This is a genomic window from Pseudomonas idahonensis, from assembly GCF_037903935.1.
Taxonomy (GTDB): Bacteria; Pseudomonadota; Gammaproteobacteria; order Pseudomonadales; family Pseudomonadaceae; genus Aquipseudomonas; species Aquipseudomonas danubii.
Window position 1 is genome coordinate 3,116,584 of record NZ_CP149586.1, and the last position, 13,962, is coordinate 3,130,545.

Consider the following 13,962-nt stretch of genomic DNA (forward strand, 5'->3'; position numbering starts at 1 on the left):
GGTAGTGGATGCACTATCTGCAACTGCGTCTTATTGGCTCAAACCGTTGAGCACCGTGGCCTCCAGCTATATACCAAGGTAGTGGCATTGTGCTTATGAATCTTCGTCTAGGATTCTCTGGCAGGAGTGGGATATCCATCCCAGGGATCCGGATGAGGGATGTGCAAGATGCTCAACCGCAAGCCAGTCATTCTGATTGTCGACGATCAGGTCAATGACCTGAAGATACTCGGCCAGGCCATTCAGGACCTGGGTGAAGTGTACATCGCCACTCAAGGCGCTCAGGCGCTGGAGGTGGCCGGCCAGTGCCGTCCGGACATCGTACTGTTGGACATCGAAATGCCTGACATGGACGGCTACTCGGTGTGCGAACTGATCAAGTCCGACCCGCGGCTGTGCCAGGCCTCGGTCATCTTTGTCACGTCGCACCGCCAGACTGAGCACGAGTTGCGTGCTTTGAGGCTCGGCGGCGCCGACTTTCTGCAAAAACCCATCAATGTGCCCATCGCCCGGGCGCGGGTCGAGGCCCACATCAAGCTGGGTGAAGAGTCCCGGCGCCTGGCCAACTATGACGCCCTGACCCAGCTGCCCAACCGTCAGTTGCTGCATGACCGCACTGACCAGGCAATTCGCAAAGGCGCCTCGGTCCAGGGGCTGGTCGGTTTGCTGTCGATCGACATTGATCACTTCAAGGTCATCAACGACACCAGCAGCCATCGCGAAGGTGATGTGGTGCTCCAGGAGATCGCCCGGCGCTTGCGCAATTGCTGCCGTCTGACCGACACCTTGAGCCGTCAGGGCGGCGATGAGTTCATGCTGCTGGTGCCCGAATTGAATGCCGTGGACGACTTGAGCGAATGTGCCGAGCGGGTCTTGCAGGTCATCGCCCAGCCGCTTCTGATCCAGCAGTCGCGCTATGACTTGACGGCCAGCATCGGCATCAGTGTCTATCCCGATGACAGCCTGGACGCCGAGTCCCTGCTGCAGCACGCCGACGCCGCGGCGCATCAGGCCAAGCAGGCAGGCCGCGGGCAGTATCGGTTCTTCGACCCTCCTACCCATCAGCGGGTCCGCGCACGGCACCAGCTGGAACGGGAAATGCATACCGCGCTGGAACAGGAACGCTTCGAAGTGTTCTACCAGGCCAAGGTCGATCTGCGTCTGCAGCGCGTGGTGGGCGTTGAAGCCCTGGTGCGTTTGCGCGACGAGCACGGCGGGATGATTTCCCCCGCCGAGTTCATTCCTCTGGCTGAAGATTGCGGGCTGATCGTGCCGCTGGGGCGCTGGGTGTTGTGCCAGGCGTGTCAGGCCATCCGGCAATGGAACGATCAGGGACATGCCATCAGCGTCAGCGTCAATATCTCGCCGGTACAGTTTTCCGATCCGCAGTTTCTCGACATGGTCAAGCAGACCCTCTGGAAAAGCGCCATCGAACCGCGGGCGCTGGAACTGGAGATCACCGAAGGGGTGTTGGCGCTGGTGGAAGGTGAGCACAGCTGTGATTTGCTCGCCGACTTGAAAGCCCTGGGGGTGAGCATTGCCATCGATGATTTCGGCACGGGGTACTCCAGCCTGGCCTATCTCAAGCGACTGCCCATCGATGTGCTGAAAATCGACCAGAGTTTCGTGCGTGACATGGTCTGCGATCCCAGTGACGCGGCGATCACCGGCGCCATCATCCAGCTGGGGCTGTCCCTGGGCTTGCAACTGGTTGCCGAGGGCGTGGAGACCGAGGAACAGGCCCAAGCCCTGTCCGCCCAGGGGTGCCACGTGATGCAGGGCTTTCTCTATTGCCGGCCGCTGTCGTACCAGAACATGAGTGAGTACCTGGCCATGGGCAGCCTGAAGGCACTGCCTTGAGCCTTGCCGACCCTGACGAGGATCGCCTGTGAAGCCTGGACGTTCTGTGCAAACGGGGTTTATCTACCTGGCGCTGATCAGTGCGCTGGGCATGAGCGCTACCGCGACGGCCTACTGGCTGGTGGCCCATCTCAATGCCCTTCAACTCGAACATGCGCTTTCGCGGGCGGCCGGGGATGCGGCGACCCATGTACTGAAGCGCATGACGTTGTACCAATACGGCTTGCGTGGCGCCCGCGGGGTGATTGTCACCACGGGTGAAGACCGCATGACCCGGGACATCTTCTATCGCTACAGCCAGGGGCGAGATCTGCACAAGGAGTTTTTCGGCGCTCACGGCTTTGGTTTTGTCCGACGAGTGCCTGAGGACCGTGAGAGCCAGTTCCTGGCCATGGCTCGGATCGACGGCGCGCCGGACTTCCATCTGCAGCAATGGCAGGCCCATCGCGGTGATCGCTATGTGGTGCAGTACATCGAGCCACTGGCGCAGAACCGGGCGGCCCTGGGCCTTGACCTGGCCTCGGAGCCGGTGCGTCGGGCGGCGGCTGTGGCGGCGATGCGCAGTGGCGAGCCGCGGCTTACCGGTCCCTTGTCCCTGGCCCAGGAGCCCGCTGCGGTGATGGGCTCGCTGCTGTTCATGTTGCCGGTGTACCGCAGCGCCGAAGTGCCCCCGACCTTGCAGCAGCGGGAGGCGCAGATCCTCGGCTGGACCTATGCGCCCCTGGTGATGGATGAGGTGCTCAAGGACTTGCCGATCGACCATGGCACCCAGCGTCTGGTGCTGCGAGACATTACCGATGCTGCTGATGCCTCGAGCTTTTTTGCCAGTTCGGCCAGTCCGCTGCGCGACTTCATGGTCTCGCGTACCCGTCAGGAGGAGGTGTTCGGGCGTCGCTGGGCCTTCGAGTTCAGCGTGGGCTCGGGTTTCGTCGAACCGCTGCATCAGATTGCGCCCTCATCGGTGCTGTGGGGCGGCAGTCTGATCACCCTGTTTCTGGTGCTGATGGGGGGAATCATTGGCCGGGGCATCAACCGGCAGCATCGCTTGCGTCGCGATCAGACCCGGCTGGCGGCGATCGTTGAAAGCTCCACCGACGGCATCATCGGCAAAACCCTGGAGGGACGTATCACCAGCTGGAACCGGGGCGCCGAAGAAATTTTCGGCTACAGCGCCGAGCAGGCACGGGGCCGCTTGCTTCTGGATCTGATCGTGCCGCCGGAACTGGCGCAGGAAGAGCAGCAGATCCTGCGCAAGATACGCGATGGCGAACGGGTCCACAGCTTCGATACCCAGCGCCGGCGCCAGGACGGTAGCCGGGTGGAGGTCTCGGTCAACGTCTCGCCGATTCTCAACGAGCGCGGCCAGGTGGTCGGGGCGTCCAAGACGGTCCGTGATATCACCGCACAGAAGGCCGCCGAGGCACGGATCCTGGAACTCAACGCCAGCCTGGAGGATCAGGTGGCGGCCCGCACCGCCGAGCTGGGTCAGATCAACCTGCTGCTCTCCAGTGTGCTGCGCTCGGCCTCGGAGGTGGCGATCATCGCCACTGACCGCGAGGGCCTCATCCGCGTATTCAATCGTGGCGCCGAACGCTTGCTGGGCTATCAGGCCGAGGAACTGGTGGGGCTCATGACGCCTGCAGTGATCCACCTGCCCGAAGAGGTCCGGCAACGGGGCATCGAGCTCAGTGCCCAGTATCAGCGGCCGATCGAAGGTTTTCGGGTGTTTGTCCAGCAATCGGAAACCGAAGGTGCAGAAACCCGCGAGTGGACCATGGTACGCAAGGACGGCTCGCATTTCGCAGCGACCCTGGTGGTCAGCGCCCTGCGTGATGAGAGTGGGCAACTCACCGGCTACCTGGGCATTGCCGTGGACATCACCGAGCGCAAGGCCGCGGAAAAGACCTTGGCCGCCGCCCGGGACCAACTGTTGATGGCCGCCGAAGTAGCGAAGCTGGGGATCTGGTCATGGAACCTCGATGACCACTCGCTGGATTGGAACGAGCGCATGTTCGAGCTCTATGAGCAACCGCTGGAGCTGCGGGGCAAGGGGCTCAACTACGAGCACTGGCTGACCCGGGTGCACCCGGATGACCAGGAACTGACCCAGCGCAAGCTGGAAGAGGCGGTGGCGGGCTTGGGGATCTACGATCCGATCTTCCGCGTGGTCACCCCCAGCGGGCAGGTGCGCTTCATCCAGTCCGGGGCCTATGTGGAGCGCAACGCCGACGGTGAGGCGTTGCGGGTGACCGGGATCAACCTGGACATCACCGCCCAGCGAGAACTGCAATCCAGGCTGCTTTATGCCAAGGAACAGGCGGATGCCGCGAGCGAAGCCAAATCTTCGTTCCTGGCCAACATGAGCCACGAAATCCGCACGCCGATGAATGCCGTGCTGGGGATGTTGCAACTGCTGCAACGGGCCGGCCTGGAACCGCGCCAGCTCGATTACGCGAGCAAGGCGCAGACCGCCGCCAAGTCCCTGCTGGGGTTGCTCAATGACATTCTTGACTACTCGAAGATCGAGGCCGGCAAATTGCAGCTGGAAGAGCATGGTTTCGATCTGGATCAACTGCTGCGTGACCTGGCGGTGGTGCTGGCCGGTAACCAGGGGGTGGGCAACATCGAACTGCTGTTTGACCTTGATCCGCAATTGCCCCTGCATCTGGTGGGCGACAGCCTGCGCTTGCAACAGGTGCTGATCAACCTGGCGGGCAACGCCCTGAAGTTCACCGCTCAGGGCCAGGTGGTGGTCAGCTTGAAGCGCATACAGCAGTTGGAGCGCAGCGTGCGTTTGCAGGTGGCAGTGAGTGACAGCGGCATCGGCATCAGCGCCGCTCATCTGCAGGTGATTTTCGACGGTTTTCATCAAGCGGAAGCCTCTACCACTCGGCGTTTTGGGGGCACCGGCCTGGGATTGGCGATCTGCAAGCACCTGGTGCAGTTGATGGGCGGGGAGTTGCAGGTGCGCAGCCAGCTGGGTGAAGGCAGTTGTTTCAGCTTCGAGCTGGAGCTGGGACTGGACGGCCCCTGTGTTGCCGAGGAGTTGCCCTTGGGGGGCAAGGCCTTGCGGGTGTTGGTGGTGGATGACCACCCCCTGGCGCTGGCCCTCAATGCCCGCACTTTGCACAGCTTTGGCTGGACCGTCGAGCAAGCCGCCAGCGGCGCTCAGGCCTTGCGGGCCATCGATGCCGCTGTGGCCCGTGGCGAGGCATTTGACCTGATCTTGCTGGATTGGCCGATGCCGGGCCAGGACGGACGGCATACCGCTCAATTGATCGGCGGCATGGGGCTTGAAGCGCCGCCGACGGTGGTGATGTTGGGTCATCACGATGCCAGTGCCCAGTTGGCCGGACTGGAGAGTGCCCAGGTGCCTTTTTCCCATTATGTGAGCAAGCCCTTCACCCCGCGCCAGCTGGCGCAGGTGCTGCTGGCCGACAGTTCAGACGCTGTCCAAGAACAGCCGACCGTTTGCGCCCCGCGCGTCACGGCGCTTAACGGCCTGCGTTTGCTGGTGGTGGAGGATAACGCTCTGAACCGTCAGATCGCCCGGGAACTGCTGACGTTGGAAGGGGCTCAGGTGCAATTGGCCGAGGGCGGGCTGCAAGGGGTGCAAATGACCCTCCAAGCCCAGGAACCCTTTGCCGCGGTGCTGATGGACATCCAGATGCCCGATATCGATGGTTATGAAGCTACCCGGCGTATCCGCGCCGATGCCCGCTTTGCCCATCTGCCGATCATCGCCATGACGGCCAATGCCTCGCGGGCCGACCGCCAGAGTTGCCTGGAAGCGGGCATGGATGACCATGTCGGCAAACCGATCAACCTGCCGGAACTGATCAACAGCCTGTTGTTCTGGACCGCTGGCGTTGCGCGGGTGGCGCAGGTTGTCAGCACAGCCGCGGATACTGACCTGATCGAGGACCCGAAGCTGATTGTCGAACGCTTTGGCGGTAACCGTGATCTGCTCGACCAGGTGTTCCAAGGCTCGGAGACGGCGCTGGGGGATCTGCTCGAACGCCTGCGTCAGAGCCTGGTCCAGGACAATGCCAAGGATGCCTGTTACTTGCTGCATGCCCTCAAGGGCGCGGCCGGCAACCTCGGCGGCAAGGCTGTTGCGCGCCGATGCGGTGAGTGGGAACAGGCCCTCAGGGGAGGGGCGACGTTGCAGCAGACGCTGACCCCGAGTCATCTGGATGAACTGCAGCAACTATTGGCCAGTACCGTGGCACGTTTGCAGGTGGCATTCGCTGATCGCAGTCCGGGCGTAGCCAGCCCTTTGCCGGAAACGCTGGACATGGCCGCTTACCGGAGCGCCTTGCAGGAGATTTTGCCGCTGTTGCGTCAGAGCAACCTGCAAGCCTTGAACCTCACTGAGGCCCTGGCACAAAAGAACTTGCCCTGTGCGCGTGAAGGCTTCGACGAGTTTGTTTTCCATGTGCGGAAGATGGAGTTTGCAGCGGCACTGGGTATTTTGGAAATAATGCTTCTCAATAATTAGAAAGTTAGCTTCCTATGTTTGGGGCGAATATTGATGTAAGTCATAAAAGTCTTTAATTCGGTTCGTTCAAGTGCGATTGCTTGATGAATTTTTCACACCCTGATTAAGGCTCGAACCTAGACTTAAGTCGACTGGATCAATAGTGGCCATTTGCAATAATTGACTTGGCTCAGGAAAGTTCTGCGGGTAAGCAGAGGAAGTCTTCGGGTCATCGCAGGATGCGGAAGTTGTTGTTTGATAGTGAATGGCAATTGAATACTTTCCTGCGAGGCATTTCAGAATGAGAAACAATCTCCCGGTGACCCAGCGTGAACTGGTGTTTCCCGCCGAACAGCGGCTTATTTCCGCCACGGATGTTCGCGGCAAGATTACATATTGCAATGACGAGTTTGTCGCGGTCAGTGGTTTCAGTCGGGAAGAACTGATCGGCAGCCCGCACAATATCGTGCGCCATCCGGACATGCCCGAAGCGGTGTTCGCGCACATGTGGTCCTACCTCAAGGACGGCAAGAGCTGGATGGGCATCGTCAAGAATCGCAGCAACAACGGCGATCACTACTGGGTCAACGCCTATGTCACGCCCATTTTCAGCAAGGGCGTGATCGCCGGCTACGAGTCGGTGCGGGTCAAGCCCGAACGTGAACAGGTGGAGCGCGCCAGCGCCCTGTATCAACGCATGCGCAGCGACAACCTGGCCTTGCCCTGGAACTACCGGGTGGCCAGCGTTTGCGGCTTTGCCTTGCCGCCGCTGCTGGCCTTGGCGGCCACGGCCGGGGCCTACTGGCTGGGTGGCCCCTGGGCTGCGCTGGGTGCGGCGGTTCCCGGTTATTTCGCGGTACAGGGGTATGCCTTCTATCGCGCGCGGCAGATGTTGCAACGCATCAGTTCGGTGTCCCTGGGCAGCTTTGACAGCGAGCTGATCGCGCGCACCTACACCGACGAACACGGCCCGGTCGCGCAGTTGCAGATGATCCTGATCAGCGAATCGGCGAAAATCCGCACCGCCCTCAGCCGGCTTGGCGACTACGCCAATCAGGCGGCGTCCCTGGCCTCTACCAGCCAGAGCCTGTCCAAGCAGGCGGAAACGGCCCTGGGCAAACAGCGCGATGAAGCGGACATGGCCGCCACGGCCATGAACCAGATGGCCTCGTCGATTTCCGAAGTCTCGGTGCATATCCACGACACCGCCTCGGCCGCCGATCAGGTCAACAACCTGACCCAGGTAGGTTCCCAGGAAGCCCAGAAAACCCGGGTGGTGATCGAGAAGCTGGCGGACACCGTGGATGCGGTCAGCCATTCTGTGGAAGGCCTGGCCGAGGAAACCCAGTCCATCCAGCAGGCGGCGAACATGATCCGTTCCATTGCGGAACAGACCAATCTGCTGGCCCTCAATGCGGCGATCGAGGCAGCCCGTGCCGGCGAGCAGGGCCGTGGTTTTGCGGTGGTGGCCGACGAGGTCCGGGCCCTGGCCTCCAAGACCCAGGAGTCTACCCAGAGCATCCAGCGCATCATCATCACCTTGCAGGAAGTAGCCAGCCAGGCAGTGGAGGTGGCCCGCCAGGGCAGCGTCGAGGCGCGTTCCGGGGTGGCCCAGGTGATCAGTACCCAGGAAGCCCTGAATGGCATCAACTCGGCGGTGGAGCGCATTCACCAGATGAGTCAGCAAATGGCTGCCGCGTCTGAGCAGCAAGCCCATGTGGCCGAGGAAATATCCGAGCAGATCACCAATATTGCCCGGGTCTCGGACCAGAACGCCGACATCGCCGTGCACTCCTCTTCAGTAGGCGGTGATCTGGAAACTACCGCTCATGAACTTAATGCCTTGGTGACCCGTTTCAACAATTGATCGCCAACGGCAATCAGAAACTTTTGTTAATCGCCAATTGATCAAGTTGATCAGGGCAGGGGGTTCGTATGTCCAGTGTGATGGAAACGGTAAACAGCCGTACCCAGTTGGCAGGGCAGAATCGTCTGGAACTATTATTATTTCGTTTTAATCAGTCCCAGCTGTACGGCATCAACGTTTTTAAAGTTAAAGAAGTTCTCAAATGCCCGAAGTTGAATGTATTGCCCATGTCACATTCGGTGGTGTGTGGCGTGGCCAATGTTCGTGGTGTATCGATTCCGATACTTGATCTGGCATTGGCTACCGGCTTGCCCGGTGTCGAGGATATAGACACTGCCTACGTGATCATCACCGAGTACAACAACAAGACCCAGGGCTTTCTGGTGAGTGCGGTGGAACACATCGTCAATCTGAACTGGGAGGAAATTCACCCGCCACCCAAGGGCAGTGGCCTGGACAATTACCTGACAGCGGTGACCCGGGTCGGTGAGCAGTTGGTGGAAATCATCGATGTGGAGAAGGTCCTGGCCGAGGTGTCGCCGATTTGCGAGGACATCTCCCAGGGCGTGATCCCGCCCCAGACCCGTGCCGCGGCGGCGCACTGGCGGGTGCTGACGGTGGATGACTCGGCGGTGGCGCGTAAACAGGTCACCCGCTGTCTGGAGAGCGTCGGGGTGGAAGTGGTGTCGTTGAAGGACGGTCGCGAGGCGCTGAATTATCTGTGCAACCTGCTCGAAGCGGGCAAGCGCCCCGACCAGGAGTTCCTGATGATGATTTCCGATATCGAGATGCCGGAAATGGACGGCTACACCCTCACCGCCGAAGTACGCAACGACCCACGGATGCAACAACTGTACATCGTGCTGCATACCTCGCTGTCCGGAGCCTTCAACCAGGCCATGGTGAAGAAGGTCGGCGCCGATGATTTCCTGGCCAAGTTTCGCCCGGACGATCTGGCCGGGCGGGTGGTGGACCGAATCGCCAGCCTGACCCCGGCATGAGCCGACGCCCGGGGCAGAACGTCAATGCCCGACATTGATTACTTGATTGGAGTGAGAGCCATGCAAGTGTCTGAACTCAGTTATCAGCAAGCCTTGATGCTGTACCTCTCTGAACGTCCGGAGCTCATTGCCCGGCTGGGGCTTGGGCAACCCTCGGGCCACTGCTGGCAGCCCGGGGACCTGAGCGAATCGCAGATCCAGTACGCCAGTCGCCTGTTTGACGAAGAAGCCCAGCTGCGTGGCATGGGCACCTGGGAGTTGGCCCTGTCGTTTGTTGCTCGAACGCCCCAGGAACTGAGCCAGATGACCCTTCATGCGCATCGGGAAATCGCCGAGATGGTGGACATGGAGTGGGAGCAGTACTGCGCGCTGAATCATTTGCAGCACTAGCAGAGCCTGAGGGCAATTTTCTTCAATACCGGCTGGGTGCCTTGGCCTAACTTGTCCCGCAGTTGTTCCGACCAAGACAAGAGAGGCAAGCAATGAGCGTAGTGTTTTCCATGGCGGCCTTTGCCCTGGCCGCGTCTATCACCCCGGGGCCGGTGAACATCGTGGCCCTGGGCAGTGGCGCACGGTTCGGCTTCAGGGCCAGTTTGCGCCACGTGGCCGGGGCCACCCTGGGGTTTGTCCTGTTGCTGGTGCTGATTGGCCTGGGGTTGCACGAACTGCTGCGCCAGTGGCCGCTGCTGACCCAGGGCATTCGCCTGTTCGGCGTGGCCTTCCTGTTGTACATGGCCTGGAAGCTGGCCCGGGACGATGGTCGCCTGGATGCCGACGCTGCGGCCCGAGCGCCGTCGGCCTGGTACGGCGCGCTGATGCAGTGGCTCAATCCCAAGGCCTGGCTGGCCTGCGTGGCCGGGATGGGCGCTTTTGCCGCCTACGGGGACGTGGGCCTGGTGTGGTTGTTCGCCGGGTTGTATTTGCTGATCTGCTACCTGTCGATTGCCTGCTGGGCCTATGCCGGCAGTTGCTTGCGGCATTACCTGAGCAACCCGGCGCAGATGCGTCTGTTCAACCGCTGCATGGCCGCGTTGCTGGCTGTCAGCGCGGCCTATCTGTGGGTCTAGCGTTGGCCGCGGTATTGACCGGGAGTGGCCGCCAGATGCTGTTTGAAGGCCCGCTGGAAATGCGCCTGATCGGCAAAGCCGGCCTCCAGTGCCACCTCGGCGATGGGCGCGCCGCTGCGCAGGCGAGCCTGGGCAAACTGCACCCGCTGGTTGACCAGGAAGGCGTGGGGCGGCATGCCGAATTGCTGCTTGAAGGCGCGGATCAGGTAGGACGGGGAAAGCTCGGCGACTCGGCAGATATCGTCCAGTCCCAGCGTTTCGGTGCAGTGCTGACGGATGTACTGCGCCGCTTGCAGCAGCTTTTCATTACTGACCCGTGGCGGCCGCTCGGCGGGGTTCAGGCGTTGCTGCAAGTCGCTGAAGAAGATCACCGCGCAGCTGTGCTTGTGCAGGGGCTCGGCGTCGGGGTCCACCAGGGTCCGGTACAACTGCTCAAATTCGGCGAAGAGCTGGGGGTCCTGGCTGTGGGTCGTGCTGAAGGGACGAAAGTCCAGCTCCGGGCTGAAGCCCAGTTCGTGCTGCAGGGCGGTGAGCCAGGGTGTATCGACGTACAGCATGCGATAGGACCAGGGCTGGTCGTCGATGGGGTTGCAGGCATGCACCACCCCGGGGTTCATCAGCACCACGGTGCCGGCGCTGACCCGCCAGCGGGATTGCCCGCTGAGGTAGGTGCTCTGGCCGGCGGTGATGCTGCCGATGGAGAACTGTTCATGGGCGTGGCGGCTGTAGCAGACCTTGCGGCCATCGGCGATGGCGCGGGCCTCGATGAACGGCAAGGCCGGATCGCGCCAGAACTGCGGCGCCTGGTCGGGGGGCAGGGCAGGTTTCATCCTGAAGGTTCCATCAGCGGGAGCTGACGCGAGTGTATTAGCTCTTGCCGTCAAAGGCCCGTTGCAGTTGGTCGATATCGATTTTTTTCATCCCCAGCAGGGCCTGCATCACCCGTTGCGAGCGGCTTGGGTCGGTGGCGCACATCATCTGCGCCTTGTAGTCGAACCACAGGCAGGGGGTGATGGTTTGAATGCGCTGCATGGTGTCGATCCTCTGCGGGTTGATCACGCTGGAACAGGCGTAGTCAACCCGGCACAGGGGCGGTGCACCGCAGATCGGCTGCCGGGCGCGGCCTCAGAAGTCCCAGCGGGTGGTCAGTTGCAGGCTGCGGGGTTCACCGTAGAAACCGGTGCCGAAGTTGCCCAGGCCCGTGTAGTACTGCTTGTCGAACAGGTTCTTCACATTCAGGGTCGAGCTCAGGTGCGAGTTGAACTGGTAGCGGGCCATGGCATCCACCAGGTAGTAGCTGTCCTGGGTGATGCGTGAATCGTGTCCGCCATTGACCGGATCGTTGGGATCGGGCTGGAACACCTTGCCGAAGAAATCGCTCTGCCAGTTGACCCCGCCCCCCAGCGTCAGGCGTTCCCAGGCCCCGGACAGGCGATACGTGGTGAACAGTCGGGCCACCTGTTGTGGCGCGGTGGTTTGCAGGACCGAGCCGTAGACATAGTCGTTGTTGGCGTCGCGGGTGTGGTTGTAGCTGTAGCCGGCGGACAGGTTCCAGCCTTCGCGCAGCTCGCCGGCCACCTCGACCTCGAAGCCTTTGGTGGTGGAACCCTCGATCGGCTTGTAGATGCCCTCGGTGCTCCAGCCGCTGACCAGTTGCGCGATGTTGTCCTGCTCGATGCGGAACACCGCGAAGCTGGCATTGACCCGGCCGTCCAGGTACTCGGCCTTGATCCCCGCCTCGTAGCTGTCGCCTTCCACCGGGTCGAGCAGTTTGCCGCTGACGTCCTTGCTCATCTGCGGCTGGTAGATGTTGGTGTAGCTGGTGTAGACCGAGTAGGTGTCATTCAGGTCATAGATCAGCCCGGCATAGGGGGTGACCACACCTGTTTGCTGATAGCGCAGGCGTACGTCGGCCCTGGTTGGATCGATGTAGTGGGTGTTGTCGATGCCCTTGAAGTCGCTGACCCGGGTGCCGAGGATCACCGCCAGGTCGTCGGTGGGCTTGAGCCGGGTGGCCAGGTAGGCGCCGGTCTGGCGCTGGAGGATGTCGTTGTCGCCGATCTTCGGGATGTCCGGCTTGGCGAACTCGCCGCGCCACTGGTAAATGCTGCCGCCCACTGGCGGGTACACCGAGCCGTGGACCGGGATGTCCTGTTTGGCGTTCATCAGCATGAAACCGGCGATCAGCTCGTGCTCGCGGCCGAACAGGCTGAAGGGCCCATGCAGGTTGATGTCCAGGTTGTCCTGAATCTGCTCGCCCTTGAACTTGCCCATGTACATGAACATGCCGTCGCCGGTGGTCGGGTTCGGATTGCCGCCGCTGGCGGAGCCCAACAGGGTGTCGTGCTGGCGGCGCAGGCGGTCGTAGCTGACCTTCAGGGTCCAGTCATGGGCCAGTTGCTGTTCCAGGGAAGTGAACAGGGTCTGGTTGTTGAAGTCGCGGCGGCTCCAGTCGGTGGCCGGGTTGAACGAGCGCGAGAAGCGGGTGCGCGAGCCGTCGCTGAAGTACATCGGGAAGCCGGTCCAGGTGGCGCCCCGGGAGCGGGTGTTCTGCTGGTCCAGGCCCACCGTCAGCAAGGTGTCCGGGGTCAGGTCGGCTTCGAGAATGCCGTAGGCGATGTCCTTGGTGTTCTGGTAGTGATCCAGGTACGAGCTGCGGTCCTGATAGACCCCGACAAAGCGCCCGCGCAGGTTGCCGCTTTCGGTCAGCGGGCCTGAGATATCGCCTTCACTGCGGTAGTTGTCCCAGGAGCCGACGGTGCCGGTGACCGAGGCCTTGAACTCACGGGTCGGGCGTTTGCGGATCAGGTTGACGGTGGCCGACGGGTCGCCGGAGCCGGTCATCAGGCCGGTGGCGCCCTTGATGATCTCCACCCGGTCGAAGGTCGCCATGTCGGTGCTGGTGGTGCCGTAGTCGTAGACCCCGTCGTAGGTGGTGTTGACGCCGTCGTACTGGAAGTTGGTGATGGGCATGCCGCGGCTGGAGAACTCCCAGCGCTCGCTGTCGTAGTTCTGCACGCTGACCCCGGGGGCCCGGCGCAGGGTGTCGGCAATGCTGCTGGTGCCCTGGTCGTCCATCTGCTGGCGGGTGATCACGGTCACCGATTGCGGGGTTTCCCGCAGCGACAGGTTGAGGCCGGTGGCCGAGGCGCTGGCGCCGGTGGTGTAGAGGTGGCTGTCCTCGGTGACGGCGCCCAGGCCCTGGGCCGAGACCTGGGTGGTGCCCAGTTGCAGCGGGCCGCTGTGGGCCGGGAGAGCTTGCAGCACATAGCCGCCGCTGACGGCCTGGGCTTGCAGGCCGCTGCCTTGCAGCAACTGTTGCAGGGCTTGCTCGACGCTGTAGCGGCCCCGCAGACCGGGACTCTGCTTGCCGGCGGCGAGGTCATTGTGGCCGGCGACAAAGACTGTGCTCTGTTCGGCGAAGCGATTGAGCACGGTGACCAGCGGGCCGGGGCCGATGTTGTAGGTCTGGCGCTGGCTGTCCGCTTGTTGGCTGGTGGGGTTTTCGGCGGCCTGGGCCCAGGGCGCGGGCAGGCACAGAAGGGCGCTGCACAGGGTCAGGGGACGCAGGGGCAGGCGCAGGCGGGGACGGCTGGGGGTTGGCATGAGGTTCCCTTGTGGATCGGTAATGTGAGAGCTGTTACCGGGTTAACCGAACCAGAAAGACAAAAGGGAACCGCAACCTGA

9 protein-coding genes are annotated in these 13,962 nt (G+C 62.0%); 6 read left to right on the top strand and 3 right to left on the bottom strand.

The features are described 5' to 3' along the window. Nucleotides 1-168 precede the first annotated feature (168 nt). From WIN67_RS14265 to WIN67_RS14290, 6 genes are all read left to right on the top strand, one after another. Entirely contained in the window at nucleotides 169-1,860 is a 1,692-nt protein-coding gene (locus WIN67_RS14265) for a putative bifunctional diguanylate cyclase/phosphodiesterase (RefSeq protein ID WP_339071528.1), read from the top strand. Nucleotides 1,861-1,951: 91 nt separating this feature from the next. Further along, entirely contained in the window at nucleotides 1,952-6,361 is a 4,410-nt protein-coding gene (locus WIN67_RS14270) for a PAS domain S-box protein (RefSeq protein ID WP_422394727.1), read from the top strand. 280 nt (nucleotides 6,362-6,641) lie between these two features. Continuing rightward, a complete protein-coding gene (locus WIN67_RS14275) occupies nucleotides 6,642-8,207 on the top strand; it encodes a PAS domain-containing methyl-accepting chemotaxis protein (protein ID WP_339071530.1) in 1,566 nt (521 codons plus the stop codon). Between the two features lie 68 nt (nucleotides 8,208-8,275). Continuing rightward, complete coding sequence (locus WIN67_RS14280) at nucleotides 8,276-9,208, top strand: chemotaxis protein CheV (RefSeq protein ID WP_123391070.1); 933 nt, start codon at nucleotides 8,276-8,278, stop codon at nucleotides 9,206-9,208. A gap of 60 nt (nucleotides 9,209-9,268) precedes the next feature. Continuing rightward, nucleotides 9,269-9,598, top strand: coding sequence for a DUF6388 family protein (locus WIN67_RS14285; RefSeq protein ID WP_339071531.1), 330 nt, complete (start codon nucleotides 9,269-9,271; stop codon nucleotides 9,596-9,598). A 92-nt stretch (nucleotides 9,599-9,690) separates the two neighbouring features. Then, nucleotides 9,691-10,275, top strand: a complete 585-nt coding sequence (locus WIN67_RS14290) for a LysE family translocator (RefSeq protein ID WP_339071532.1) — start codon at nucleotides 9,691-9,693, stop codon at nucleotides 10,273-10,275. Here the strand turns inward: WIN67_RS14290 and WIN67_RS14295 are convergent. The 3 genes from WIN67_RS14295 to WIN67_RS14305 form a co-directional block, all read right to left on the bottom strand. Continuing rightward, complete coding sequence (locus WIN67_RS14295; protein WP_123391068.1) at nucleotides 10,272-11,105, bottom strand: AraC family transcriptional regulator; 834 nt, start codon at nucleotides 11,103-11,105, stop codon at nucleotides 10,272-10,274. The genes WIN67_RS14290 and WIN67_RS14295 overlap by 4 nt on opposite strands. Before the next feature lie 37 nt (nucleotides 11,106-11,142). Next, nucleotides 11,143-11,307, bottom strand: a complete 165-nt coding sequence (locus tag WIN67_RS14300; protein ID WP_249735878.1) for a hypothetical protein — start codon at nucleotides 11,305-11,307, stop codon at nucleotides 11,143-11,145. 93 nt (nucleotides 11,308-11,400) lie between these two features. Further along, complete coding sequence (locus WIN67_RS14305; protein ID WP_339071533.1) at nucleotides 11,401-13,881, bottom strand: TonB-dependent siderophore receptor; 2,481 nt, start codon at nucleotides 13,879-13,881, stop codon at nucleotides 11,401-11,403. Nucleotides 13,882-13,962: the final 81 nt, after the last annotated feature.

Excerpts from the sequence above, each read along its gene's own strand:
- WIN67_RS14265 (WP_339071528.1), top strand. The coding sequence starts at position 169 with ATGCTCAACCGCAAGCCAGTCATTCTGATTGTCGACGATCAGGTCAAT.
- WIN67_RS14270 (WP_422394727.1), top strand. The coding sequence starts at position 1,952 with ATGAGCGCTACCGCGACGGCCTACTGGCTGGTGGCCCATCTCAATGCC.
- WIN67_RS14275 (WP_339071530.1), top strand. The coding sequence starts at position 6,642 with ATGAGAAACAATCTCCCGGTGACCCAGCGTGAACTGGTGTTTCCCGCC.
- WIN67_RS14280 (WP_123391070.1), top strand. The coding sequence starts at position 8,276 with ATGTCCAGTGTGATGGAAACGGTAAACAGCCGTACCCAGTTGGCAGGG.
- WIN67_RS14285 (WP_339071531.1), top strand. The coding sequence starts at position 9,269 with ATGCAAGTGTCTGAACTCAGTTATCAGCAAGCCTTGATGCTGTACCTC.
- WIN67_RS14290 (WP_339071532.1), top strand. The coding sequence starts at position 9,691 with ATGAGCGTAGTGTTTTCCATGGCGGCCTTTGCCCTGGCCGCGTCTATC.
- WIN67_RS14295 (WP_123391068.1), bottom strand. The coding sequence starts at position 11,105 with ATGAAACCTGCCCTGCCCCCCGACCAGGCGCCGCAGTTCTGGCGCGAT.
- WIN67_RS14300 (WP_249735878.1), bottom strand. The coding sequence starts at position 11,307 with ATGCAGCGCATTCAAACCATCACCCCCTGCCTGTGGTTCGACTACAAG.
- WIN67_RS14305 (WP_339071533.1), bottom strand. The coding sequence starts at position 13,881 with ATGCCAACCCCCAGCCGTCCCCGCCTGCGCCTGCCCCTGCGTCCCCTG.